The organism is Streptomonospora arabica (assembly GCF_039531585.1).
GTDB classification, from domain to species: Bacteria; Actinomycetota; Actinomycetes; order Streptosporangiales; family Streptosporangiaceae; genus Streptomonospora; species Streptomonospora halophila.
Genome location: NZ_BAAAQI010000002.1, coordinates 324,519 through 349,170, shown reverse-complemented (window position 1 = coordinate 349,170; position 24,652 = coordinate 324,519). Strand labels below are relative to the sequence as shown.

Genomic DNA, 24,652 nt, shown 5'->3' with positions numbered 1-24,652 from the left:
GCTCCGCCCCTCCGCATCCGCGGCGGCTCGGCCCCGCGTGCGGCGAAGGCTCCTAGCGCAGCGGTGCTCCGTACCCGCCGTAGCCCCCGGGCCCGGGCCCGGGCCGCCCGCCGTAGCCGCCGTTCAGCTCGCGCCGGCTCTGGCGCCGGGGGAGCACGTAGGCCGCGAACAGCCCGCCCAGGAAGCCGAACAGGTGGGCCTGCCAGGAGACGCCGGTCTGCTGGGGCAGCACGCCGAAGATGAGCGTCCCGTAGAACAGGATCACGCAGATCATGATCACGATGTCGACGGTGCGCCGTTCGACGATGCCGCGCAGCACGGTGTAGCCGAAGTAGCCGAAGACCAGGCCGCTGGCGCCCACGGTCAGGGTGCCCTGCGGGCTGAGCAGCCAGACGCCGATCCCGCTGGCCGCCATCACGATCAGCGTGGTCCACGCGAAGCGCCCCAGGCCGCCGATCGCCACGAGCGCCCCGAGCACCAGGAACGGGATCGAGTTGCTGATCAGGTGGGTGAAGCCGGCGTGCATGAAGGGGGCGGTGACAACGCTCCAGACGTTGTCGAAGGTCCACGACCGCAGACCGAAGACCATGTCGAGCGCGCCGCCCATGACGGTGTCGACGATCTCGAACACCCACATCGCGGCCAGCATCGCCGCGACGGTCAGGAAGCCGACTGTGCGTGAGTGCGTCACTCTCTCGACTTTACGCGACGGCCTCCAGCCCGACCCGGGAGCGGTTCCGGGTCTGTGGACGGAGGGTGTACCGGCCTATAGCAGAGAATCACGGTACACACACGCGAACGATCTGAGCGTAGCCGTTTTGAGCTGCCAAGACACCGGAACAGTGATCGTGGTCACCTCGGTATGAAGTGTGGTGTAGATCACATTCAGGCGGCATCGCGTGGTCCAAGTGCGGTGCGCACGTCCGCTTTCCGGGGGGTGCTCGACAGTAAACGTGTTATCTCTCCGTGACGATGCCGGCGGCAAGTCTTCGCACTTCGTCGGTAGGGTTCCTATCACCATAAATGGGACTTAAAGAGCGGTAAGGACGTGGCGCGCGTGCAGGGCCCCGATCCGGCAGGGGCACTCATGAAGGTGTGGACCGACAAGCCCGGTAACGGAAAGTAAGTCCGGCGCGCATCGCCGAGGCGCGCGCAGGGCCGCCTCCAGGGGCGTCCCTCGGGTGTGCCACTGGACAGAGCCAAAGAGGAGACCGTGCCAGCAGTACGCGCAGACAAGCTTTACAAGATATTCGGCAGGCGCCCGACCAGGGCGGTCGAGCTGCTGGCGGACGGTCGGCACCGCGACGACATCAAGTCGCTGAACGTCACCGCCGCGGTCATCGACGTCTCCTTCGAGGTGCAGCCGGGCGAGATCTTCGTGGTCATGGGTCTGTCGGGCTCCGGCAAGTCCACGCTGATCCGGATGCTCAACGGTCTGTTGCCGCACACGTCGGGGACCGTCGAGATCGACGGGACCGACATCACCAAGCTGGGCAAGTCGGAGCTGCGCAAACTGCGCAGCGACAAGGTCAGCATGGTGTTCCAGCACTTCGCGCTGTTCCCGCACCGCACGGTGCTGGAGAACGCGGCCTACGGCCTGGAGGTCCGCGGCGTGCCCCGCGCCGAACGCGAGACCAAGGCGCGCGAGGCGCTGGCGATGGTCGGCCTCGACGGCTGGGAGGTGAAGGTCCCCGGCCAGCTGTCCGGCGGGATGCAGCAGCGCGTCGGCCTGGCGCGGGCTCTGGCCGCCGACACCGAGATCATCCTGATGGACGAGGCCTTCAGCGCGCTCGACCCGTTGATCCGGCGCGACATGCAGACGCAGCTGCTGGAGCTGCAGGCGTCGCTGGGCAAGACCATCGTCTTCATCACCCACGACCTCAACGAGGCGATGCGCCTGGGCGACCGCATCTGCGTGCTGCGCGACGGGCGCGTCGCCCAGATCGGCAAGGCCGAGGAGATCCTCAACGACCCGGCCAACGACTACGTCGCTAACTTCATCGAGGACGTCGACCGCACGCGCGTGCTCACCGCCTCATCGGTCATGGAGAAGCCCATCCCGGTTATCGACCCGGGCCAGGGCCCCCGCACGGCGCTGCGGACCATGCGCGACAACCAGACCCCGTGGGCGTTCGTGGTCCAGCGCGACCGCAGGCTGATGGGCGTCGTCGGTGAGAGCGCGATCGCCGAAGCCGTGCGCGACAACGTCAAGGAGCTGGCCGGGCTGGTCGGCGCGGCCGAGCGCGTGTCGCCCGACACCGCGGTCGCCGACATGTTCGTCCAGGCCGCGGAGAGCTCTTACCCGCTGGCCGTGATCGACGACGACGAGCGGCTGGTCGGCGTCATTCCCCGGGGCACTCTGCTTGCCGCCCTGGCCACCCCCGGCGGCGGCGAGGAGAACGGTGCGGACGAGGCGGCCGAGACCGCGTCCGCAGCGGACGAGGCCTCTCGTGCCGACGAGTCGGCATCCGGTTCCGGTGCCGGCGACTCCGGCGCCGACGACTCCGGGGCCGAACCCGGCGACGACGCCCCGGCCACCGAAGGGAGCCGGCGATGAGCCTGATGTCCTACGCCGTTCCCGTGCCGCGCGTTCCGGTCGGCACCACCTTCGACGCCGCCATCGAGTGGCTGCGGGTGACCTTCGGCTCGTTCTTCGACTTCGTCGACCTGATCATCCAGGCGTGTGTCAGCACGCTGTCGACGCTGTTCTTCATGCCTTCGGCCACCCAGTTCACGCTGCTGGCCGCGGCGTTCGTCGCCGGCGGGCTGCTGGCGCGCAAGCACCGCAAGCCGACGCTGATCGCCATCGCGGTATGGGCCGGGTTCTACGTCGCCGAGCTGGCGGCCGGACTGGCCTCCGCGGTGATCACCTCGCTGCCGGCCCCGCTGTTCCTGTGGGCCATGAACCTGTTCGGCGCCGAGTACGTCTACCCGCCGCTGATCCTGGCTCTGCTGCTACTCACCGCGCTGGTGGCCATCAGCTTCACTGCCGCGCGCGAGCGGCGCCAGCAGGTCGTCGCCGTCGCGTGGACCGCCGCGCTGCTGCTGATCCTGGTCCTGCACTTCGTCCTGGGCGTGCAGCTGTCCCTGATTGTCGCGGTCCTGCTGTCCGCGCTGGCCTTCACCGTGGCGGGCTGGGGCATCGGCCTGTTCAGCATTCTCGGCTTCCTGCTGATCATCAGCATGGAGAGCTGGGAGAACGCGATGAGCAGCCTCGCGCTGATCCTGGTCGCGACCGTGGTCGCCGTGGCGGTCTCACTGCCCATCGGCGTGCTCGCGGCGCAGAGCCGCCACGTCAGCACCGTGGTCAAGCCGGTCCTGGACTTCATGCAGACCCTGCCCGCGTTCGTCTACCTGCTGCCGGCGATCGCCTTCTTCAGCATCGGCACCGTGCCCGGCGTCATCGCGACGGTCATCTTCGCGATGCCTCCCGGCGTCCGGCTGACCGAGCTGGGCATCCGCCAGGTCGACAAGGAGCTGGTCGAGGCCGGCGAGGCGTTCGGCGCGCCGGACTGGCAGATCCTGCGCCGGATCCAGCTGCCGCTGGCGCTGGCCACGATCATGGCCGGCATCAACCAGATCATCATGCTCAGTCTGTCGATGGTCGTCATCGCCGGCATGGTCGGCGCCGGCGGCCTGGGCAACGACGTCTACACGGGTATCGCGCAGGGCGACGTCCCGGTGGGCTTCGAGGGCGGTATCGCCGTGGTCATCCTGGCCATCTTCCTGGACCGGCTGACCGGTGCGGTGACCCGCTACTCACCCGCCGCCAGGGCGCAGCGCGCGTCCGCCTGAACCCACCATCCCCCTCCCCGCCGTCGCCCGCATCGGCGGGGTTCCCGGAATCACCCGCACAAAAGAGGAGGAATCGTGAGCGAGGCAAAACGCTTCACGAAGCTGATCGGAGTAGGTGCCGCGGCCGCGACGCTGGCGCTCGTCGCCGGCGCCTGCGGCGGTGGCGGCGAGGGCGGCGTGTCCACGGGCCCGTCGGAGGGTGAAGGCGGCGGTGACAAGGAGATCACCATCGGCCTCATCCCCTGGGAGGAGGACATCGCCGTCACCCACCTGTGGAAGGCGGTCCTGGAGGAGAAGGGCTACACGGTCAACATCGAGAACGTCGACGTGGCCCCGGTGTTCCAGGGCACGGCCGACGGCGACATCGACCTGTACCTCGACACGTGGCTGCCCAACACCCATGGGGAGTACTGGGACAAGTACGGCGACAAGGTCGAGGACCTCGGCGCCTGGAACGAGGGCGCCAGCCTGGAGCTGACGGTGCCGTCCTACATGGAGGACGTCAACTCCATCGAGGACCTCAAGGGCAAGTCCGACGAGTTCGGCGGCGAGATCATCGGCATCGAGTCCGGCTCGGGCCTGGTGCAGACCACCGAAGAGGAGGCGATGCCCGCCTACGGCCTCGAGGGCGAGTACAAGCTGGTCAAGTCCTCCACGCCGGCGATGCTGGAGGAGCTGCGTACGGCGATCAAGGAGGAGAAGCCGATCGTCGTGACGCTGTGGCGTCCGCACATCGTCTACGCCCAGGAGGACCTCAAGGACCTCGAGGACCCCAAGGGCGCGATGGGCGAGCCCGAGTCGATCCACAGCATCGGCCGTCCCGGCTTCTCCGAAGACTACCCGGACCTCGCCGAGTGGATCGGCAACTTCAAGCTCTCCGACGAGCAGATCGGCAGCCTCGAGCAGACGGTCATCGGTGAGTACGAGGGCGAGGAGACCGAGGGTGCGAAGGCCTGGCTGGCCGACAACCCCGACTATCTCAAGGAGGTCATGGGCGACGACGCCAAGGGCCTGGACTTCAGCTCCTAGCCCGCGCAGGTCGCCCGGCACCTGCGGGTGCCGCACCTCGTGCAGCGAACGGGCCGCGTCCTTCGGGGCGCGGCCCGCCGTGCTGTGCGGGGGAGGTCCGTTTGCAGCCTACGGGGCCCTGCGGCGGCGGGCGCCCGTTCGGCGGTCGCCGCCTAAGCGCGGGCTCAGCGCCCCGACGTGAGCGAGCGGTCGCGCGGGGGGATGCCCGCTGTACTCATGAACGCGTCGACCTTGTCCGGCGAGGTCAGCCCGGTGAGCGGCAGGTAGGGGCGGCTGGCGCGGCGCCCTTGGACCGAGGGGAACTGGCGCGGGCGGCCGGTGACGTCGCACAGGCCCAGCGACCGGGTGCGTCCGCGCAGCACGTAGTAGGAGCCGACGTCGGCGAACGGGATGCGCACGATGTAGCGCCCGCGCGTGTAGCGGAACTCCCCGTCCTCGACCTCGAGCACCGGCACCCGCAGCCGGAGGCCGTCGGCCAGCAGCGCCAGCCCGGCCACCAGCACCGCGGCGCTCAGCGCCACGGCACCCCAGCGCAGCGCCCCCTGAGCGTCCTGCTCGGGCAGGCCCACAAGCCCGGCGAACGCCGCCGCGGCACCTCCCGCGCCGGCCAGCGCCAGGACCGCGCCGCTCCACAGCTCCGCCCGTTTGCGGCCCATCGGGCAGGTCAGCCGAACGATTTCGGACACGGGAGCGCCTCTCTCACTGAGCAGGGGGACTGGCAAAGGGGACGCGGCAATCGGAACCATATCGGTTATCCGGGCGGTGCAACGGCGGTTTGCGGCGATCGGCGGCGCCTTTTCGGCGTGTGTCCAGATGCCTCCGCTGCCGGTGCCCGAACACGCCGATGGCGGCCGCTGCGCGCGGCCGCCATCAGCCCTGCGGTGTCCCGCTTCCGTGCCCGCCCCGGCGCCCGCCCGGTTAGGAGGCGGCGCCGCTCCTGACAGGCGTCGGGCACGTCGGAAGGCGAAGCTCTAGCAGTTGGTCTCGCGGTAGTCGGAGATGTCGGAGAACAGGCCGCCGCTGTCCGGAGGCGGGCAGAGGAACTGCTCGTAGCGCTGGTCACCGTCCACGTACAGCTTCAGCCAGGAGATGCTGTACTTCGCGATGGTCGTGTTCGACAGGTTCGGCGCGAAGTGCGAGGCGCCGTCCAGCTCCAGGTAGGCCTTGCCGGGCGAGCTCGGCAGGCTCTCGTAGAACGGGATGGAATGGCTCTGCACCGAGGCGACGGAGTCGTTCTCCGCGCCCACGACCAGGGTCGGCACGCTGACACCGCCCCAGCTCTTGTCCAGGTTCCACGCGGTCAGCGGGATGGCGGCCTTCAGCTCGGGGCGGTCCTCGGCGATCTCCAGCGTTCCGCCGCCGCCCATGGAGTGGCCCATGGCCGCCATGCGGTCGCCGTCGACGATGTCGCTCACGTCGCTGCTGTCGGCCAGGTAGTCCAGTGCGGCGCCGATCTGGCGTCCCCGGCTGGCGGGCTGGTCGTAGCGGGAGTTGGTGTCGATGGTGAAGACCACGAAGCCCTGCGAGGCGAGCCGCGGGCCGAGCCAGGACATCGACGAGGAACTGGCCGTGTAGCCCGGGGCGACGACCACACCGCCGTAGGTGTGGCTGTCGTCGGTGGGGTAGTAGATCGTGCCGCCGCCGAAGCCGCTCACCAGCGAGGAGACGTCCTCGTCGTCGGTGTCGAACGGTCCGGTGGGCGCCTCGATGCTCTCCTCTGAGGGGTCGGGGCCGATCTCGTCGGCCTGGGCCGGCGCGCTCACGGCGGCGGTTCCGCCGAGTGCCAGCGCCAGGGTCACGGCGATCCGCCCGGCGGTGTGCAGAGGGCCGCGGGAGGGGGACGCGGCGGACGGGGTGGCCGCCTCGGGCTGCTCGGCGGTGGTGTTCGGTGCGAACATGGGGAATGCTTCCTTTGCCTCGCGACGGGGGGCCGCAGGCTCCGCGGGGGGTCCGCGGGCGCGGCTCGCCGTCGGTTCCAGGGGGATCGGCGGCGCGGAGCGGGGCGGGGTTCGGGATCAGGGGGTTGGGGGATCCGCCGGCTCGGCCGCTTTCAGTCCGGGGGTCTCCGGACGCGCCTGCATGCTGTATGCGGGCATGGGGTAACTATCCGCAATCGCGGCGTCACGGCCTATCCGTTGAACCACCAGTGTCGGCTTCGCCGCAGGTCGCGACGGTGGAATCAGTGCCGTCCGCGAGGGGCGGGACGCGACGAAGTTCGGGCGGTTCGGGCGCGGCAGGCGGGCGGGCGAGGGGCGAACGAAGGGCCGGCTCCGGATGCAGTGCCGCACGCCCGCCGCACGGGCCGCCTACCAGAGCCCGGAGCGCTCCAGCGCGGTCCGGATTTCCGTGAGCGCCTCGACCGCGGCCTCGGCGCTCCCGGGGGTGTAGCGGGCGGCGGGGATCGAGCAGCTGACGGCGTCCTGAGCGGGCCGGTCGTAGCCCAGCGCGACCCCGATGCAGCGCAGCCCGACCACGTTCTCACCGTCGTCGGTGGAGTAGCCGCGCTCGCGGATGGCGGCGAGCTCCTCGAACAGGGCGGCGCGGTCGGTGATGGTCCTCGACGTGACGGCGTCCAGCTCGGCCGGGAGCAGTGCGTCGACCGCGGCGTCGGTGCGCTCGGCCAGCAGCGCCTTGCCCAGAGAGGTGCTGTGCGCAGGCAGTCTGCGCCCGACGCGGCTGAAAGGGCGCAGGTAGTGCCGCGACTCCCGGGTGGCGAGGTAGATGACGTCGGCGCCGTCCAGGCGGGCGAAGTGCACGGTCTCGCCCAGGCGCTCGGAGAGCGAGTCCAGGTACGGGCTCACCATCGCCGCACGGGGGTCGGCGTCGATGTAGCCGGTGCCGGCGAGCAGCGCGCGGATGCCGATCGAGTACAGCGACCCCGTGGGGTCGGTGCGCACCCAGCCGCGCCCGACCAGGGTCTGCAGCAGGGCGTAGAGGCTGCTGCGCGGCACGCCCATGCGCTCGGCCAAGACGCGCAGCGTGGCCGGCCGGTCGAGCCCGCTGAGTGCCTCGAGCAGTTCCACGGTGCGCGCGGCGGACTTGACCTCGCGCACGCTGCGCTCGGCCGCATCGTCGGCCACCACGACCTCCCGGTGTCGCGCCTGGTTCGGATTTCCTGCACTCCCTGTCCGCGTATCTGGATTCTATCCATATGCGTGGGCGCCACGGACGTGGTGCGGCACGGCCGAGCCCCGCAGTGCAGCCTGTCCGGTCCGGTTGCGGCCCCGTTGACGTGGCGTGGTCCGCGGAATAACCTCCTTCTACATAGAGAAATGTTGTCTACATATGGAGACAGTGTGAGTGCAGTGGCAGGGGCAGGCCACGGCGGGAGCCGTCCCGACTACGTCCGCGAGGTCGCCGAGCGCCTCGCGCACGGGATGGAGCGCGCCGTCCTGGCGTTCCCGCTGACCCCGTTCGACGCCGACGGCGGCTTCGCCGAGGGCGCCTCGGCCGCCTACCTGGACCACCAGCTCGCGAGCGAGCCCGGCGCCGTCTTCGCCGCCTGCGGCACCGGCGAGTTCTTCACACTGGGCCTGGACGACTACGAGGCCGCCGTGCGCACCGCCGTGCAACGCGCCGGAGGGCGGGTGCCGGTCGTCGCGGGCGCCGGCTACGGCATGCGGCTGGCCGCCGACTTCGCCGCGGCGGCCGAGCGCGCCGGGGCCGACGCCCTCCTGCTGCTGCCGCCCTACCTGGTGAAGGGCCCGCAGTCGGGCCTGGTCGAGCACACCCGGGCCGTCGCGGCCGCCACCCGGCTGCCGCTCATCGCCTACCAGCGCAACCAGGTCGCCTTCACCCCCGAGAGCGTGGCCGAGCTGGCCGAGGTGCCCAACATCATCGGGCTCAAGGACGGCCACGGCGACCTGGACCGGATGCAGCGCCTGGTGCGCGCCGCGCCCGACGACTTCCTGTTCTTCAACGGCGTGCCCACCGCCGAACTGCAGGCGCGGGCCTACGCGGCGACCGGCGTCCGCGCGTACTCCTCGGCGGTGCACGCCTTCGCGCCCGAGATCGCCACCGCGTTCTTCCGAGCGCTGGCGGCGGGCGACACGGCCGCGGTCGACCGGCTGCTCGACGGCTTCTTCATCCCCTGGGTGAGCCTGCGCGACAAGGGCACCGGCTACGCCGTGTCCCTGGTCAAGGCCGCCTGCCGGCTGCGCGCCGCCGAGACCGGCGTCGACGTCGGCCCGGTGCGGGCGCCGCTGGCCGAGCCCGCGCCCGAGCACCTCGACGAAGCGAAGCGGCTGCTCGCCGCCGGGCTCGACCTCGTCGGACGACACCGCGAACAGTGAAGGACCGCGATGCCTGAATCCACCGCCGGCCGTGTCCGCGAGGTCCGGGTCACCCCCATCCTCATCTCCGACCCGCCGCTGCTGAACCTGCAGGGCGTGCACCAGCCGGCCACCCCGCGCACGATCGTGGAGATCGAGACCGAGTCGGGCGCCGTCGGGCTCGGCGAGACCTACGGCGACACCGACTACCTCACCGCGATCCGCAGGGTCGCGCCGCACCTGGCCGGCGCCGACGTGTCCCGCCCCACCGCCCTGCGCGCGGTCGTGGACGAGGTTCTGGGCGCCGACGAGACCGCCTACGCCGAGGCCGGCACGCACGCCGCCGGCCTGCGCGGCAAGCGCGACCTGGCAAAGCTCAAGGCCAGCGTGTTCGCGGTGTTCGAGGTGGCCTGCCTCGACGCCTGGGGCCGCATCCTGGGCGTCCCCGTGCACGCCCTGCTCGGCGGCCGGGTGCGCGACCGCGTCGACTACAGCGCCTACCTCTTCTACAAGTGGGCGGCCCACCCCGGCGCCGGCCCCGACGAGTGGGGCGGCGCGCTCGACCCGCAGGGCGTCGTGGAGCAGGCCCGGCTGTTCGCGGACCGCTACGGGTTCGGCTCCATCAAGCTCAAGGGCGGCGTGTTCGACCCCGACCAGGAGATCGCGGCCGTGCGCGCGCTGCGCACGGCGTTCCCCGACACGCCGCTGCGCCTGGACCCCAACGGCGCCTGGTCCGCCGAGACCGGCGAGCGCGTGGCACGCGAGCTGACGGGGGTGCTGGAGTACCTGGAGGACCCCGCCGCCGGGGTCGGCGCCATGGCGCGCATCCACCAGCGCACGGGCATGCCGCTGGCCACCAACATGTGCGTCACCGGGTTCGACGAGGTGCCGGAGGCGTTCTCCCGCAACGCCGTGCAGGTCGTGCTCTCCGACCACCACTTCTGGGGCGGGCTGCGCGCCACGCTCGACCTGGCCGCGCTGTGCCGCACCTACGGCGTGGGGGTGTCCATGCACTCCAACACCCACCTGGGCATCAGCCTGGCCGCGATGACCCACGTGGCCGCCGCCGTACCCGACCTGCACCACGCCTGCGACACGCACCGCCCCTGGCAGCAGGAGGACGTCGTCACGCGGCCGCACGCCTTCAAAGGCGGCGCGGTGGAGGTCTCCGACGCTCCCGGGCTCGGGATCGAACTGGACACCGACGCGCTGGCCGACCTGCACCGCAGGTGGAGCGACAGCGACGTGCGGGACCGCGACGACGTCGGCGCCATGCGCGCCGTGCACCCCGACTGGACCGCGCCCCGCCTGCCGCGCTGGTAGCGGACCGCGCGGCCGAGGCCGGCGGTCGACGCGGGGCCGCCGCCCGGCGGTCGACGCGGGGAGGGGCGTCCACACACGCCCCCCGCGACTCTTGCAGGTCGGGAGTGCGGCTTCCTCGCAGGCGAAGGGTCCGGCCGCGCGGGCTCGGTCGGCCCGGGCGCGCCCGGATGCTGCGCGGCGGCGGAGCGGCGGGCGCGCCTGTTCGGCGCGCGTGGGGTGCAGACGCGGCCGGGCCGCCGGGCAACTTGCGGTCTGTCGGCTACCAGTGGTCCGGCCGCTCCAGGGCCTCCGGCAGCCGGGTGCGGGCGTCGCCGCGGGCGGCGTTGGCCTGCGGCTGGGTGAGGAACAGCGCGCCCGTGAGGTCGGCGCCGCCGAGGCGGGCGTCCCGCAGGTCGGCGCCGATGAGGTCGGTCCGGCGCAGGTCGGCGCCGCGCAGATCGGCGGCGATGAGCAGGGCCCCGCGCAGCCCCGTACCGCGCAGGTCGGCCTTGCGCAGGTCGGCGCCGACCAGGTCGGCGCCCGACATATCGCGGCCGCGGCGGGTCTCCCGCGCCCGGGCCAGCTCGCTCGCGCGCCGCAGCAGGGGCCTGGCCCGCTCCCGCAGCGCAGCCGGGTCGGCCTCGCGCAGTTGTGCGGCATCGGCCCGGGTCAGGCGCGCGGCCTCCTTCTGGAGCGCCCGGAGCTCGGCGCCGAGCGGCTCCGAGGTCGGCAGCGAACGGGCCTCGTCCAGGTACCACAGCAGCTCGTGCAGCTGCCTCATGACGCCGAAGGCGTCGAAGACGGAGCGCGCGATACCGGGGTCGTCGCGCCAGGACCGGCCCTCGAAGGTGACCCGCGAGACCTGCTGGCCGGCGCCGAAGCAGTCGAAGACGGTGCAGCCGCGGTACCCCTCGTCGCGCAGCCGGGCGTGGATGGTGCAGCCGTAGTCGGCACCCAGGTTGGAGCAGGCCCGCCCGGCCGCCTTGTCCACCGGGAAGTCCGCCGAGGCGGAGAACGGCAGTGCGGCGCAGCACAACCCGAAGCACGACGAGCAGTCGGCGCGCAGCGCCGAGCGCTCCGGCACGCCTTCAGCTCCAGCGGCGCCCTGCGTACTGCCCGGCAACTCGCCCGCCCTTCCGTAGCCGACTCCCAACGCCCCTGCTCCGCCGGTTCGGCGGCGCGGTGCCCCCGACGAGTCTAGGTTCGCCGGCGGCCCCGCCGGTGCGGCGGCGCCGCCGCACTCCGCCGCCGGGCTGCGCCGGGCTTCGGACGCTCGGACGCGGCGGCGGCGGAGCCCGCCCCCGGCTCGGGGTGCGTTGTTAGGCTGGCCGCCGGTCGCCCGTATCTCGTGCGTACATGCGCACGGGCCCCCATACCGGCCGCCGCGACGATTGGATCCTCCAGTGAGCAAGCGTGTTCCGGATTCCGTGCCCAATCCCCCCGCCTCCTTCGGCGCCGGATCCGGATCAGCCGGCTCCCGGCCCGTTCCCGCTGCGCCCGACGACGGTCCGGGCGCGGCGATGCCTGCCGGCGTCGTCGGCGCCGCCCGCGAACACGGCCTGGGCGAGCCCGTGAGCACGCACGCTTACGGCGAGGTGGACCACCGGCGCGCCGCGGTCTACGTGGCCGCCGCCGGAGCGACGGCGGTGGCCGTGCTCGTCGCGGCCGAGTCGTCGTTCGCGTCCGCGACCTCGGAGGTGCCGCGGCTGGCGCGGGTGGCGCTGCTGCTGCCGGTCCTTCCGTCCGCGCTGTGGACCGCCGCCGTGCTGCGCGGCCGCAAGGGCGTCTACCTCTTCGAGCGGGGACTGGTCCTGCGCGCCGGGCGGCGGCTGCGGGCGGTGGCTCTGGCCGACATCACCGCGCTGCGGCACTCCCCGCGCAACGGCGAGCCCGGGGACCTCAAGCTGTGGGTGCGCGACGGCCGCCCCGTCGTGCTGCCGGGACTCGACACCCCCGAGCCGGCGCGGCTGTTCGCCGCGCTCCGCCGCCATGCGGCCCGGCGCGGCCTGCCCGCCAAGCGACCCAAGCGCTAGGTCATCGCCGTCGCGCGGGCTGCGAGGTGGCCGCCGGAGAAGCGGCGGGGACGGCCGCCCCGAACGATGCCGCCGCGAACGCGTCCACTACAGTGCCGGGAAACGCCGCTGGTCGCGGTCGGGTGGGCGGGCCCGGGGCGGTCGGCCGCAGCCGCGGTCCGCTCCCCGGACGTGTGCTCCGCCGTGATCCGGGACAGCGGGAGCGGCCGACGACCCGCAGTCCGCGGAGGCCTCCGGCGGCTTCGTCGGCGCCACCGGCCGGGCCCTTCGCCGCAGCCGCCGCCCGCCGCGAACCCGAGGGCCGCCACCGTCGCGGTCGGCGCGTCCTCATCCGGGCCGCCGGCGAGGGAAGGGGGCCGCGGACGGGGTGCGACCGTGCACACGGCAGAACGGAGTACCGCAGTGGCCGAGCCCATCCTGCAGATCATCGTCGCGAGCACCCGGTCCACGCGCGTAGGAGCCGCGGTCGGCGGCCGGGCGGCCGGCGCCGGGAGGAACCATGTCTGACAGCGCGTCCAGCGGTGTGACCGTGCACGAGACCCTTCCACTCCGGGTGCTCGCGGGCCTGGGCGCTCGCCACGAGATCCCAAGAGAGACCGAGCGGCTCGGCGCCGAGCGCGTGCTGCTCGTCTCGACCCGCTCCGCGCGGGGCCCGGCCGACGAGCTCGCGGCGGCACTGGGCCCCGGCCTGGCCGCGCGTTTCGACGGCCCGGTCGTCCACACGCCTGTGGAGGTGACCCGCGAGGCGTTGGCCGTCGCCGAGCGAGCAGGGGCCGACTGCGTCGTCGCGATCGGCGGCGGTTCGGCGATCGGTCTGGCCAAGGCGCTCTCGGGCAGGACCGGTCTGCCGCAGGTCGCCGTGCCGACCACCTACGCCGGGTCCGAGGTGACCCCGAATCTCGGCGAGACCGAGAACGGCGTGAAGACCACGCGCCGCGATCCGGCGCTGGCCCCCGGCACCGTCGTCTACGACCCGCAACTCACCCTCACCATGCCCAAGGGCCTCACCCTGACCAGCGCCCTGAACGCCTTGGCGCACTCGGTCGAGGCGCTGTGGGCGCGCGACGCCACGGCGGCAAGCGACGGGCTGGCCTCGGAGTCCGTCGACGGCATCCTCACCACGCTGCCGGCGGTGCTGGCCGACCCCGCCGACATCGCGGCTCGCGAGCGCCTCCAGTCGGCGGCCTGGCTCGCGGGCCTGTGCCTCGCGCAGACCCGGATGGGGCTGCACCACCAGCTGGCGCACGTTCTGGGCGGGGCCTTCGACCTGCCGCACGCCGAGCTCCACGCGCTGCTGCTGCCGCACGTCATGGGTTTCAACCTGCCCGCTGTGCCGCGCACCGCGGAGCGGCTCGCGCGGATCGCCGGGGGCGACCCGGTCGCCGCCGTGTCGCGGCTGGCGCGCGGCCACGAGGGGCCGACCACGTTCGCGGAGCTGGGCGTGCCCCGCGACGGGCTGCGCGAGGCCGCCGAACGTGTCGCCGCCAACCCTTACCCCAACCCGCGGGCGGCCGACGCCGATGCGATCACCGACCTGCTGCGGCAGGCCTGGTAGCGGCTTCCGCGGGACGGGCACGACCGGTACGGGAGCCCGGCGGCGGACGAGATGCGGAGAACACGAGGCCGACGGTGGCGGTCTGTCGGACGTGCACTCCCGTCGGCCGGCTGCGGGCTCCGCGTGCAGAGGTCACTCCCGCGGGCGCAGCCGGGCGTTGGGGAGGTCGGGCGCCGAGAGGGTCGTCTCCCACTGCTGGGGGAAGGGGCCGAACCGGGAGGACTGGGACGGCCGGTCGGACGGGGCGCCGCCGTCGGCGCGCTCGGTCTGCCACTGCTCCCGGAAGCCCGCGATCTCCTCGTGGGTGCGTCCCACGAAGTTCCACCACATCACGATCCGCTCGTTCAGCGGCCGCCCGCCGAGCAGCAGCACGCGCGTGGCTCCGCGGTCCACGGCGTGCAGCGACAGAGTGCGGGTTCCGGGCGGGCGGTAGACGAGCTGCCCGGAGGCCGCGGCGGTACCGGCGACGGTCAGCGCCCCGGTGTCGACCAGCACGCCGTGCTCGAAGGCGGGGTCGACATCCAGCCGCAGCCGCTGCCCGGCCAGCAGGGTGATCTCGGCGCCCACCAAGGGGGAGAAGGTCGGCACCGGCGACGTGTGCCCGAGCAGGGAGCCCAGAAACACGAGCGCCCGGGCTCCGTCCTGCTCGACCAGCGGTGGCGCGTAGTGGTCGAACCCGGGGGCGGTGAACCGGTGGGCGTCGGGAAGCGCCACCCACAGCTGCGCACCGTGCAGGTCCGCGGTTTCGGGCGTGGAGTACTCGGAGTGGGCGATGCCGCTCCCGGCCGTCATCAGGTTGACCTCGCCGGGGCGCACCAGGGCGTGCGCGCCGGTCGTGTCGCGGTGCTCGACCTCGCCGCTGAACAGCCACGACACGGTCTGCAGCCCGGTGTGGGGGTGGCCCGGCACCCGCATCCCGCCGGACGCGGAGACGTCGTCGGGCCCGTAGTGGTCCACGAAGCACCAGGCCCCGATCAGGGACTGGGCGCGCTGGGGCAGCGTGCGCCGCACCCGCATGGCCCTGGGGCCGCCCAGCGGAACCTCCCGCGGCTCCAGCACCCGCCCGAGCGGCGTGTCGTCGGCGTCCGGCGCGGCCGGCGAGGAACAGGCCACCTCCCGCGGCGCCGCCTCCAGGTTGCTCATCGCCCCTCCTCCCCGGAAGCAGCCCACCCCGCCCCCACCATCAAGGTACCTGCGGGCCCTCCCCTGCGCTGCGCCCGCCGAAGGCGCGAGCGCGGGGTCAGGCCGCCTCGTCCAGGGTCCGGCGCTGGGCTCGGGTGAGGCGCAGGTCGGCCGCCTCCATCGCCTCGTCCACGTGGGCGACCTTGCTGACCCCGACCAGCGGGATGATCGGCGGGTCGTGGTCGATCATCCAGGACAGCACCACCTGGTTGCGCGTCGCCCCCACCTGGGCGGCCACGTCGTCCAGGGCCGCCAGCCGCGCCGCCGTTCCGGGGTGCTCGTAGGCGCGGCTGAGCTCCCTGTCGCTGCGGGAGTAGGCGCCCATGAGGAGCGGGGTGTAGGCGACCACGGCGGTGTCGCGGCCGGCCGCGTTCTCCTGGCGCACGAAGTCCAGGTGCTCGCTGTTGGCGTGCACGTGTGCCGTCTCCGGCAGCCCGAGGTCGGCGCGGGGCTGAATGTAGCTGTAGCGCAGCTGCAGCACCTGGTAGCGGTGCCGCCCTGCGGCCTCGGCCAGCCCGCGTGCCCGCTCCAGGCGCCAGGCCGTGTGGTTGCTCGCACCCAGCATGCCCACCGTGCCGGCGTCGACCAGTTCCGACAGGGCGTCGACGGTCTCCTCCAGGGGCACGCTGCGGTCCTCCACATGGGGGTAGTACAGGTCGAGGCGCTCCACCCCGAGCCGCTTGAGGCTGCCTTCCGCGGCGGCCCGCACCGCGGGGCGCGACAGCCCTTCCCAGGTGTCCTGCTGTCCCCCCGGGACGGTGGGCCGGGCACCGAGTTTGGTGGCGATGACCAGCTCATCTGGAAGGTCACCGACCCGCGCGGCGCGCCAGCGCCCCAGCAGCGCCTCGGAGTCGTCGGGGGTGCAGCCCGGTTCCCAGAACCGGTAGTTGTTCGCGGTGTCGACGAACGTTCCGCCCGCCTCGACGAAGCGGTCGAGGATGGCGAAGGAGGTGGCATCGTCGATGTCTCCGCCGAGCTTCATCGCGCCCAGGCACACGGCGCTGACGCGGCGCCGGGCCGCTCCCGTCCCGATGGTCCGGTACCTCATCTGGCGATCTCCTCGTCGTCGGCCGCGGCAAGCACGCCGCGGTAGTAGTCGATTTTGTGCCGGATGGCCTGCTGGCGCTCCTGGAGCTCGGCGATGCGCTCGGTGAGGCGGGCGTCATGGTCGGCCAGTATGTCCACTCGGCGGGGGATGGTGTGGTCGCCGTCGCGCACCAGCTCGGCGAAGTCGCGCAGCCGCGCGATGGGCATGTCGGTGTCGCGCAGGCAGCGCACCAGGTACAGCAGCTCGACGTCGGAGGCCCGGTAGCGGCGGTGCCCGGAAGGAGCGCGCTCGACCTGGGTGAGCAGGCCCTCCTTCTCGTAATAGCGCAAGGTGTCGAGGCTGATCCCGAAGCGCTCGGCGATCTCCCCCGGCGTGTAGTGGGCGGTGCTCATGAAGAGGAGTCTTGTACCTGGACTGCACTCCAGGTCAATCCCCCGGCTCTGCGCCGGTTCCGGATGGGCGGGCGAGGGCCGCGCGGCCCTGACCATCATGCGGTGGGCAACCCTTGCCGCTGCGTCAGGCCGCGGCGAGTCCCAGGCCGAAGCGGCCGCGGCCGGCAGCCCGCCGCTTGCACGGTCTCGTTGTCCCGATCGACGGCGGGGTATTCTAAAGCTAGAATAGACCCGTGGAGCTGACCCCGTCCGAGCTGACCGTCCTGGGGCTGATCGTCGAGCGGCCCCGGCACGGCTACGACCTGGAGCAGGTCATCGCCGAGCGCGGCATCCGGCAGTGGACGGACATCGGCTTCTCCTCGATCTACTACCTGCTCACCAAGCTGGAGAAGCGGGGCCTGGTCCGCGTCTCGCAGGCTCCCGCCGGTGCGAAGTCGCGCCGTGTCTTCCAGGCCACGAGCGCAGGGCGGGAGGCGGCGACGCGCAACGCGCTCGCGCTCATCGCAGAACCCAGGGTGGTGCCGCACCCGCTACTGGTCGGCGTCGCCAATCTGCCGCTCCTGTCCGAGCGGGAGTACACCGAAGCGCTCTGCACCAGGCTCGCGCAGATCGAGGCCCGTATCACGGCCGTCGAGGAAGCCGAGCGGGCGCAGAGTGCCCTCGCGCCGGCGGCGCGCGAGGTGTTCTCGTACTCGCTGAGCCTCCTGGAGGCAGAAAGGTCGTGGCTCGCAGCGCGAGTCGAGGTGCCCGATGCCGACTAAGACCGACTTCAAGCAGAGCCTCGACGCCTACCAGGCCAAACGCGGGCGTTTCCGGATCGTGGACGTACCCGACACGCAGTACCTCATGATCAACGGCCACGGCGACCCCAACACCTCTCCGGCCTTCGCCGAGGCGGTCGGAGCGCTCTACCCGGTGGCCTACAAGCTGAAGTTCGCCAGCAAGCGGGACCTCGGACGCGACTACGTCGTCATGCCTCTGGAGGGCCTGTGGTGGGCCGGGGACATGGACTCCTTCACGACCTCGCGTGACAAGTCCCGGTGGGACTGGACGCTGATGATCATGGTTCCGGACTGGATCGATCGGCGCATGTTCGCCGCGGCCGTCGAGCAGGCGGGGGCCGGGAACCACCCGGCGCGCCTCGGCGACGTCCGCCTGGAGTCGCTGTCCGAGGGGCGTTGCGTGCAGACGCTGCACGTCGGCTCCTTCGACGACGAGGCCGATGTGCTGGCGCGGATGCACCACGAGTTCATTCCGGACAACGGCCTGCGCATGGCCGGCACGCATCACGAGATCTACCTCAGCGACTTACGCAAGGCCGCCCCCGAGAAGCTGCGCACCATCCTCAGACAACCGGTCGACACCGCGCTCGGAACGGAGCGCCGAACGGGGCAGAACCGGCGCCGATAAGACCATGACCAGCGTGGATATGGTAGCCCGCTAGGGCTTCGACCCCGGAACCTACTGGACGCCGGCCGCCCAGCGCCGCGCCAACCCGCCCAGCAGTTCGGGCTCGGGGAGCGGGAGGCGGCGCCCGGACCGGTTGATGTCGGTCGGGCATGCCCTTGTCCAGCCCAGCCGCCACGGACAGGCACGCCGTCGCGCTGATGGCGGCGATGAGCACGACCTGCACCGCGGCCGACTGCGGCAGCAACCCCAGGCTCGCCAATCCCGCGTTGACCTGGAGGACGCCGAAGCCCAGCGAGGTGGCGACACCGAACATCGTGCCGAACACAGCGAAAATGTCCACAGCGTCGCCGATCCGGCCGTGGATGCGCTTGCCGAGCAGGGGGTAGAAGGTGCTGCGGATGGACAGCGGCAGGTCATGTCGGTAGGACAAGTAGGCCTGGCTTAAGCCGACCACGATGTAGCGGCCACCGCCCAGAACACCAGGCCGATCCCCATCCCCGCGGTGAACAGCATCGCGAACCACGTCATGTAGCGGTAATCCGGCTTGCTGTCCTCGGGACCGAGGCGGATACGGCCGAAGCGGCTGGCCCCCAGCCACGACCACGAACACCAGGAAGGCGCCGACGAGCAAGACGTAGTACCAGCCCAAGGTCGCGGCGATGGTGTCGTGGATCCAGGAGAAGGCCCGTTCCATGGCGGATGTGGCGACCAGCCCGGCGACCAGGAACCCCAGGATCGCCACGACCGATACTCCGAACACCACGGGGTGGGTCTGCACGCGGAACCGCATCGTCCATCCCTCATCCCATCCATGGCGACATGTCCCCAGGTCAGGGTTCACTCTTGGAACCGCCCGCCTCCGAGGGCCCAACGGCGCGTCGCCCCCCGGGATCGGTACGGTAGGCGGCGATCCGGCCGGGCCCCGGTGCGGCGGGAGCGTGCCTTGGCTGAGGCGGAGCCACGATCGGGATGGTGCCGATGGCCAGCGAAAGCGGACACGGTCGACCACGCGATCCATCCCCGTGCCACCCGCAGGCGGGTGGAGGTGACCGCCGGGCTGCAGTCCGGTTTTCGACGAGCCAGCGCGACAGCGGCGTGCCCGACCGGTCGCGCCCGACGGCATCGGCCACATGCCGCGTCCAGGCACTGACCACGTCCGCGACGCGGGGCGCTTCGGGCGTGTGGGGCCCGCGAGGGCTCCGGGGCTCATTCGGCCGCGGCGCGGGAGACGGCCGCATCCTCCCGGTGGCCGCCGCTGCGCCTCCCAAGCCAGGCCCCGGCTGGAGGGGGTGACAGATCGCAGAGAGAACGCGCCGGTCGGGGCCCGGAGCCGGTCGGCGGGGTCCGGGATCGTGTGTGCGGCAACCGGAGCCGCGGCCTGGAAGATGTGCTGTCTGCGCAGCTCAGCGGGCTACGAACCGTGCCTGCTGTGGTGCAGCATCCACTGGCTCGGGCCGGTATACTCGTCGCGGGCCGTTAGCTCAATTGGCAGAGCTGCTGACTTTTAATCAGTAGGTTCCGGGTTCGAGCCCCGGGCGGCCTACTCGTTTTTCCAGGTCACGCCCGCCATATCTCCGCGGGCCGCCCGATATCGACGGTCATGTTGCTCCGTCGGTGCTCTTATCGCGCGACCGTGTCGAATGCGCAGGTCAGCGGCCAATCGGACGCCTGCCGACTGCCCGAGAATCCACGACTCCTCCGGTCCCGCTGGAGCGATGCGGAGCACACGGCACGCTCCGGCACGGCCGTCCCATATCGTGCCACCGAGGCGCCCCACCTGCCTGCGTCACCCCACCGCAACGACGAGCTGACCGGCCCTCTCCCGCCAGCGGTGTCGATCCGCGCCGATCCAGCCTCGCGGTGGATGTACCGGGTTGCCGATCGAGTCGCCTTTCGGGTCTGCCATGCGGACCGGAGTCGTCAGTGATGCCGCGGTCGCGCCCGGGGATGGGCGGGTGTCCGAAGGTCAAACCCTGCCCTCAGGCACCCGCGGCCGATGTCGTCGACGGCGGTCCGCACAGGTGTCAGCGCGACTCCCCGCGTGCGTCGACGAGGCCCACTCGCCGGCCCCACGTCGTATGCGTTGACGCGCAGGCTCCTCCCGCGCGTCAACGCCACCCAGGTTGACCGTCTCGGCTGTCTGTATCGGGTGGAACAATGCCGCGCGAGCGACGACCCGGCACCAAGGCAGCGAGAAGGCAGGCGACACACCATGGAAGACGCTCGCCGTCTCGTCGAAGACGTCGTGAGCTTGTGTGGACGCCTTCAGTGAGGTCGGCCGGGGGTGCCTGAGGGCAGATCGAGCCCTTCGAACGTGGTAGGACTGCGCATTCCGATACTGGAGTGACGCCTATGGGGATTTACCAGCATTCTATCCATTCGAAGATTGCTGCGGACAATTCCTTGCGGGTTTTCCACGGGTCGGCTGTCGAGCAACTACAACCGCATCGTCGCCCACAGCGACTCCATCATGGAATTGGCCCGGCGGCATCGCTGACCGATTCTTCCTCGACGGCGGAACTCGGCGACCCGGTTCTGCAGGCAGAAACGGCTGATACCGAGGGCTTTGGCGAGCCCGACGGTTGACGTGCTGCCCTGGCGCGCCGGCTCGACAGCGCGGCGGCGGAACTCGGGCGAGTGTGGAGAGGGCACGGACGACATTCTTCCTGATGATCACGTCTGCCCTCACCTAAGGTGTCCGCGCTACGGGTGAAAGCTCATTCTGGTTGCGCACAAGTACTCCCGTGGGAGTACGCGTCACCTCCTGTGGGACGACGCAGCGACCGGTGCCCGCCGACATCGTGGTGGACACCAACCACTCATCGGAGATCTCGTGTCCCAACGTCCAGATTCCACAGTTGTCGAGCGGCACTCTGCGGGAAGCGATGTCATCCAAACGCTGACGACGCTGCAGCCATGCTCGCCGGTGTCGTCGAGCACTACGGCTCTGGCGAATCAGCCGTCGTCGCGCTCGACGACGTCACCATCGCGTTCCCAGCGGGAGAGTGCACGGCTGTGATGGGCCGTGTCAGACACCCCATCACCCGACCGCACGATGCTCCGCTCGACCGCCACGCCGACCAAGCGCGAGTTGAAGCGGATCGCGAATCCGGGCGGGTACCTGCGGACCACGGTCGTCAATCTTTACGTTCACTGCACAACGCGACGCCGGAGCACATACAGACATGAAATCGAATGAAACAGGACCAACGAAAATGTCGATGGGACGCCGCAATTTCCTCACTCGCGGGGCTGCACTTGGCGCCGGCGTTGGATTGGCCGCGCCGATCCTCGCGTCATGCACCAACGAGCAAGATGCTTCGGACATCTCGCACCGCGACCAGGACCTGTCATTCATCGGTACGGAAGAGACCTTCTCGACTCCCGAGTTGATGAAGCTGAACTCCATCAACGAGGAGCACATAGCGTTCCTTGAGGGAACAGGTCTTGCGAATCTGGGCCAGCGCCGCATCGATGATATGGACAAGGGGGGACTCAACGTTCAGATCCTCTCTGCGCATACGCCGGCTGTGCAGAATGTCCCGGGGCAAGAGGGCATCGACTTTGCCTATCGTCTCAACCGGAAGCTTGTAGAAGGGCCGATGGCGAGTTATCCTGGCCGATTCCAAGCGTTCGCAACCTTGCCATTGCAGAGCCCGGATGCGGCGGCGGACGAACTGGAGCGCTCGGTTCGGGAAGACGGCTTCTTGGGCGCCCTGACCAACGGACACATCACAAAGAAATTCCTCGATCATCCGGAATTTGAGCCCGTGCTAGCGCGTGCCGAATCCCTCGATGTGCCGATCTACCTGCATCCCGGGTATCCGGCCGAAGAGATCTACCAAATTTACTACAGCACGACACGGTCGGAATACACGAAGGAGTATCAAGACTACATTTTCAGTGGGTCTGGATATGGCTGGCACCAGGAGGTGCTGACCCAATGCATTCGGATGATCACATACGGGGTTTTCGATAGATTCCCCAATTTGAAGATCATCATCGGACACATGGGCGAAGGTCTTCCGTTCTACTACAAGCGGATCGCCGAAGACATGGGCGAGCCGACCGAAGACTCGCTTAAGAAGCCCATCGCGCAGTACTTCCAGGACAACTTCTGGATCACAACCAGCGCGTTCTTCCAGGATGAACTGCTCCACCTCCTGCTAAAGTACATCAGTGTGGATCGAGTGATGTTTGCAACCGACTACCCCTTCGCTAGCATCAAAGAAGGGACCGACTGGTTCCGAGCAGTCGATCTTCCGCGTGAAGATAAGGAAAAGATCGCGTTCCGCAATGCCGAGAAACTGTTCGGCATAAAGGTCTGACGCATCGGCGCCGCACCGAGGTATCCCGCTGACCGGGTGGCCCCTCGAACGCGCCGCCACCCGACGTGGCGGCGGCGATGCCACCATCGATACGAGAACAGGCGAACGTCGAACCTGGACACAGGCCAGGCGCCGAGTCGACGGCGCGCGCAAGAGCCCGGCACGGAATTGCATTCCTTCCGGCCAGGCATGGCCAAGACACTGGATGCGCGGTGGATTCGGGCCAGGTGCACAGTGCGCGATCGCGGGGCGGCGAGTGGTCACAGTGCACGGTCGGTGACGTGCGGCGCCTAATTCGGAGAAAGGTGCGAAGAAGAGAGCGGAGAATACTCGAATGAACGCATTCCTCAGGAAACGCCCGCTTCCGGACGCCCGGATCGGCGCCCCCGGAGGGTTTGCAGTGCCGTGCGGCGGCTAGGCATGGGTTGGACAGTGGTGCAGTAGGCCAGTGGAGGGCAGCCATGCGCGCAGTCACCGTCAGCCCCGGTCGCGATGAGCCGCTGGAGGTGCGCGAGCTGCCCGATCCCGAGCCGGGGCCGGGGGAGATGCTGGTGCAGGGCCTGGCGCTGGGAGTCTGCGGGACCGACCGGGAGATCATCGCGGGCGGCCACGGTGCCTTGCCGCAGGGGCGCGAGTGGCTCGTGCTGGGCCACGAGTCGCTCGGCCGGGTCCGCCGGGCGCCTGAGAACAGCGGGTTCGCCGAAGGCGATCTCGCTGTGGGCGTGGTGCGCCGGCCCGACCCGGTTCCGTGCGGGGCGTGCGCGCGCGGCGAGTTCGACATGTGCCGCAACGGCCGCTACACCGAGCGGGGCATCAAGGGGGTCGACGGCTACGGCGCGCAGGCGTGGTCGGTGGAGCCCGAGTACGCGGTCAAGCTCGACCCCCGCCTGGAGCGGGTGGGCGTGCTGATGGAACCCGCCACCGTGGTCGCCAAGGCCTGGGAGCAGATCGAGCGGGTGGGCGAACGCTCCTGGTTCGAGCCCCGCCGCGTCCTGGTCACCGGGGCCGGGCCCATCGGCTTGCTGGCCGCGCTGCTCGGCAAGCAGCGGGGCTTGGACGTGCACGTGCTCGACCGCGTCACCGAGGGCCCCAAGCCGCTCCTGGTGCGCGACCTCGGCGCGGAGTACCACTCCGAGGACATCGAGCAGGTGATGGACAAGCTCGAGCCCGACATCGTCGTCGAGGCGACCGGCGCCGCCCGGCTGGTCTTCGAGGCGATGGCGGGCACCGCCGCCTACGGAATCGTCTGCCTCACCGGCGTCTCGCCGGCCGGCCGCCGCATCACCGTCGACGCGGGCAGCCTCAACCGCGACATCGTGCTGGAGAACGACGCGGTGATCGGCTCGGTCAACGCCAACCTGCGCCACTACCGCCAGGCCGCCGACGCCTTGGCGGCCGCCGGCGAGTCGTGGCTGGAGCGCATCATCACCCGCCGCGTTCCCGTGGCGCGTGCGACGGAGGCGTTCACGCCGCAGCCGGGCGACATCAAGACCGTCGTCGCCCTCGACCCCTCCGCGGAGTGAGCGACCGGCGGGCGGGCGCCGCACTCCGAGCGGTCGTCTACCCGCGTCGAGCGACCGCGCCCCGAGCGTGCGGGCAGCCGGCGCTGAGCGAAGGGCGGCCCGGGGCTCAGCCCTGCGGGCGTGCCCGCAGCCCGTCGAGGCAGGTCGCGGTGATGGGGTCGGCCAGCCGGGCCAGATCGACCGAGGGATCGACGAGCCATTGCAGCAGGCACCCCTCGATGGCGGCGACCACGACGGCGGCCTCCGGCTCGCCCAGCCCCGGCCGCAGGTCGCCCTCGCTGCCGCCGCGCCGAAGCAGTTCCGCCACGAGAGCGCGGTACTCCCGGTAGACGGCGGCGATGTCGAACGCCGGCGGGGGCGGGTCGGCGTCCTCGGCGCGGCGCGCGGCGCCTCCCGCGCTCCACAGGTCCAGCATCACGGCGGTGAGGTCGGGCTCGGCCGCGAGCATGGCGACGGCGCCCTCGACCAGTTCGGCCAGCGCGTCGTTGGCGGGCCGGTCGCTGCGCCGCGCGTCGGCGAGGACCTGCGCCGAGCGCCGAGCGATCCGCTCGAAGCCGGCCGCCAGCAGCGCCTCGCGCCCCTCGAAGTAGAGGTAGACGCTGCCCTTGGCGATGCCGGCCTCGGCGGCGACGTCCTCGATCCGCGTTGCGGCGTAGCCCCGGCGAGCGAAGACGCGCACGGCGGCGTCCAGGATGTCCTCGCGGCGGGCGTCGCGGTCGACCCGTTTGGGTGCCATCGGGCCCCTTCCTTTCAGCGGCGGTACCGCCCTCGATGATCGCCCCGC

At 71.1% G+C, this 24,652-nt stretch carries 21 protein-coding genes, 1 tRNA gene and 1 pseudogene; 13 read left to right on the top strand and 10 right to left on the bottom strand.

The genetic code is table 11. The annotated features are described in order from the left end of the window. Nucleotides 1–52: 52 nt before the first annotated feature. On the bottom strand, nt 53–691 hold the full coding sequence (locus ABD284_RS04635; protein WP_386699737.1) for a rhomboid family intramembrane serine protease: 639 nt from the start codon (nt 689–691) through the stop codon (nt 53–55). A 522-nt stretch (nt 692–1,213) separates the two neighbouring features. Between ABD284_RS04635 and ABD284_RS04630 the strand changes: the two genes are divergently transcribed. The 3 genes from ABD284_RS04630 (at nt 1,214) to ABD284_RS04620 (ending at nt 4,824) form a co-directional block, all read left to right on the top strand. Then, on the top strand, nt 1,214–2,557 hold the full coding sequence (locus ABD284_RS04630; protein WP_344141112.1) for a quaternary amine ABC transporter ATP-binding protein: 1,344 nt from the start codon (nt 1,214–1,216) through the stop codon (nt 2,555–2,557). A gap of 5 nt (nt 2,558–2,562) precedes the next feature. After that, nucleotides 2,563–3,795, top strand: coding sequence for an ABC transporter permease (locus ABD284_RS04625; RefSeq protein ID WP_344141479.1), 1,233 nt, complete (start codon nt 2,563–2,565; stop codon nt 3,793–3,795). Nucleotides 3,796–3,870: 75 nt separating this feature from the next. Then, nucleotides 3,871–4,824 (top strand): glycine betaine ABC transporter substrate-binding protein, encoded by a 954-nt coding sequence (locus ABD284_RS04620; protein WP_344141111.1) that lies wholly within the window; start codon nt 3,871–3,873, stop codon nt 4,822–4,824. A gap of 164 nt (nt 4,825–4,988) precedes the next feature. On the opposite strand, the gene ABD284_RS04615 is transcribed toward ABD284_RS04620, so the two are convergent. The 3 genes from ABD284_RS04615 to ABD284_RS04605 form a co-directional block, all read right to left on the bottom strand. Continuing rightward, on the bottom strand, nt 4,989–5,510 hold the full coding sequence (locus ABD284_RS04615) for a hypothetical protein (RefSeq protein ID WP_344141110.1): 522 nt from the start codon (nt 5,508–5,510) through the stop codon (nt 4,989–4,991). Between the two features lie 285 nt (nt 5,511–5,795). Continuing rightward, nucleotides 5,796–6,722 (bottom strand): alpha/beta hydrolase family protein, encoded by a 927-nt coding sequence (locus ABD284_RS04610; protein ID WP_344141109.1) that lies wholly within the window; start codon nt 6,720–6,722, stop codon nt 5,796–5,798. Between the two features lie 408 nt (nt 6,723–7,130). Beyond that, nucleotides 7,131–7,904 carry an IclR family transcriptional regulator gene (locus ABD284_RS04605; protein WP_344141108.1) on the bottom strand — a complete coding sequence of 258 codons (774 nt, stop codon included), beginning with the start codon at nt 7,902–7,904 and terminating at the stop codon, nt 7,131–7,133. Between the two features lie 216 nt (nt 7,905–8,120). Here ABD284_RS04605 and ABD284_RS04600 point away from each other — a divergent pair, with 216 nt between their 5' ends. Next, the gene (locus ABD284_RS04600; protein ID WP_386699738.1) at nt 8,121–9,116 is read left to right on the top strand and encodes a 5-dehydro-4-deoxyglucarate dehydratase; all 996 of its coding nucleotides are present in this window, start codon (nt 8,121–8,123) and stop codon (nt 9,114–9,116) included. 9 nt (nt 9,117–9,125) lie between these two features. Continuing rightward, the gene (locus ABD284_RS04595; protein WP_344141107.1) at nt 9,126–10,418 is read left to right on the top strand and encodes a glucarate dehydratase family protein; all 1,293 of its coding nucleotides are present in this window, start codon (nt 9,126–9,128) and stop codon (nt 10,416–10,418) included. A 259-nt stretch (nt 10,419–10,677) separates the two neighbouring features. Here the strand turns inward: ABD284_RS04595 and ABD284_RS04590 are convergent, their stop codons facing one another. After that, nucleotides 10,678–11,481 (bottom strand): pentapeptide repeat-containing protein, encoded by an 804-nt coding sequence (locus tag ABD284_RS04590; RefSeq protein WP_344141106.1) that lies wholly within the window; start codon nt 11,479–11,481, stop codon nt 10,678–10,680. Between the two features lie 319 nt (nt 11,482–11,800). Here ABD284_RS04590 and ABD284_RS04585 point away from each other — a divergent pair, with 319 nt between their 5' ends. Together ABD284_RS04585 and ABD284_RS04580 are read left to right on the top strand one after the other, a co-directional pair. Then, complete coding sequence (locus ABD284_RS04585; RefSeq protein ID WP_344141105.1) at nt 11,801–12,430, top strand: hypothetical protein; 630 nt, start codon at nt 11,801–11,803, stop codon at nt 12,428–12,430. 499 nt (nt 12,431–12,929) lie between these two features. After that, nucleotides 12,930–13,985: a maleylacetate reductase gene (locus tag ABD284_RS04580; RefSeq protein ID WP_344141104.1), complete on the top strand. Its 1,056-nt coding sequence runs from the start codon at nt 12,930–12,932 to the stop codon at nt 13,983–13,985. 132 nt (nt 13,986–14,117) lie between these two features. Here the strand turns inward: ABD284_RS04580 and ABD284_RS04575 are convergent, their stop codons facing one another. The 3 genes from ABD284_RS04575 to ABD284_RS04565 form a co-directional block, all read right to left on the bottom strand. Beyond that, nucleotides 14,118–15,128, bottom strand: a complete 1,011-nt coding sequence (locus ABD284_RS04575) for a pirin family protein (protein WP_344141103.1) — start codon at nt 15,126–15,128, stop codon at nt 14,118–14,120. Between the two features lie 97 nt (nt 15,129–15,225). Next, complete coding sequence (locus tag ABD284_RS04570; RefSeq protein WP_344141102.1) at nt 15,226–16,215, bottom strand: aldo/keto reductase; 990 nt, start codon at nt 16,213–16,215, stop codon at nt 15,226–15,228. Beyond that, nucleotides 16,212–16,607 (bottom strand): MerR family transcriptional regulator, encoded by a 396-nt coding sequence (locus tag ABD284_RS04565; protein WP_344141101.1) that lies wholly within the window; start codon nt 16,605–16,607, stop codon nt 16,212–16,214. The genes ABD284_RS04570 and ABD284_RS04565 overlap by 4 nt, the downstream gene beginning before the upstream one ends. Nucleotides 16,608–16,840: 233 nt before the next feature. On the opposite strand from ABD284_RS04565, the gene ABD284_RS04560 reads away from it, so the two are divergent. Together ABD284_RS04560 and ABD284_RS04555 are read left to right on the top strand one after the other, a co-directional pair. Further along, nucleotides 16,841–17,368 (top strand): PadR family transcriptional regulator, encoded by a 528-nt coding sequence (locus tag ABD284_RS04560; protein WP_344141100.1) that lies wholly within the window; start codon nt 16,841–16,843, stop codon nt 17,366–17,368. Further along, nucleotides 17,358–18,017, top strand: a complete 660-nt coding sequence (locus tag ABD284_RS04555) for a GyrI-like domain-containing protein (RefSeq protein WP_344141099.1) — start codon at nt 17,358–17,360, stop codon at nt 18,015–18,017. Before ABD284_RS04560 ends, ABD284_RS04555 begins: the two co-directional genes overlap by 11 nt. Here ABD284_RS04555 and ABD284_RS04550 read toward each other — a convergent pair. After that, nucleotides 17,953–18,821 (bottom strand): annotated as a pseudogene (locus tag ABD284_RS04550) (BCCT family transporter). The gene ABD284_RS04555 and the pseudogene ABD284_RS04550 overlap by 65 nt on opposite strands. Before the next feature lie 666 nt (nt 18,822–19,487). Between ABD284_RS04550 and ABD284_RS04545 the strand changes: the two are divergent. From ABD284_RS04545 to ABD284_RS04530, 4 genes are all read left to right on the top strand, one after another. Then, nucleotides 19,488–19,560, top strand: a tRNA-Lys gene (locus ABD284_RS04545). An 809-nt stretch (nt 19,561–20,369) separates the two neighbouring features. Continuing rightward, nucleotides 20,370–20,603 (top strand): hypothetical protein, encoded by a 234-nt coding sequence (locus tag ABD284_RS04540; protein WP_344141096.1) that lies wholly within the window; start codon nt 20,370–20,372, stop codon nt 20,601–20,603. A gap of 629 nt (nt 20,604–21,232) precedes the next feature. Further along, complete coding sequence (locus tag ABD284_RS04535) at nt 21,233–22,345, top strand: amidohydrolase family protein (protein ID WP_344141095.1); 1,113 nt, start codon at nt 21,233–21,235, stop codon at nt 22,343–22,345. Between the two features lie 461 nt (nt 22,346–22,806). Further along, nucleotides 22,807–23,868 (top strand): glucose 1-dehydrogenase, encoded by a 1,062-nt coding sequence (locus tag ABD284_RS04530; RefSeq protein ID WP_344141094.1) that lies wholly within the window; start codon nt 22,807–22,809, stop codon nt 23,866–23,868. A 106-nt stretch (nt 23,869–23,974) separates the two neighbouring features. Here the strand turns inward: ABD284_RS04530 and ABD284_RS04525 are convergent, their stop codons facing one another. Continuing rightward, nucleotides 23,975–24,604 (bottom strand): TetR/AcrR family transcriptional regulator, encoded by a 630-nt coding sequence (locus tag ABD284_RS04525; RefSeq protein ID WP_344141092.1) that lies wholly within the window; start codon nt 24,602–24,604, stop codon nt 23,975–23,977. Nucleotides 24,605–24,652: the final 48 nt, after the last annotated feature.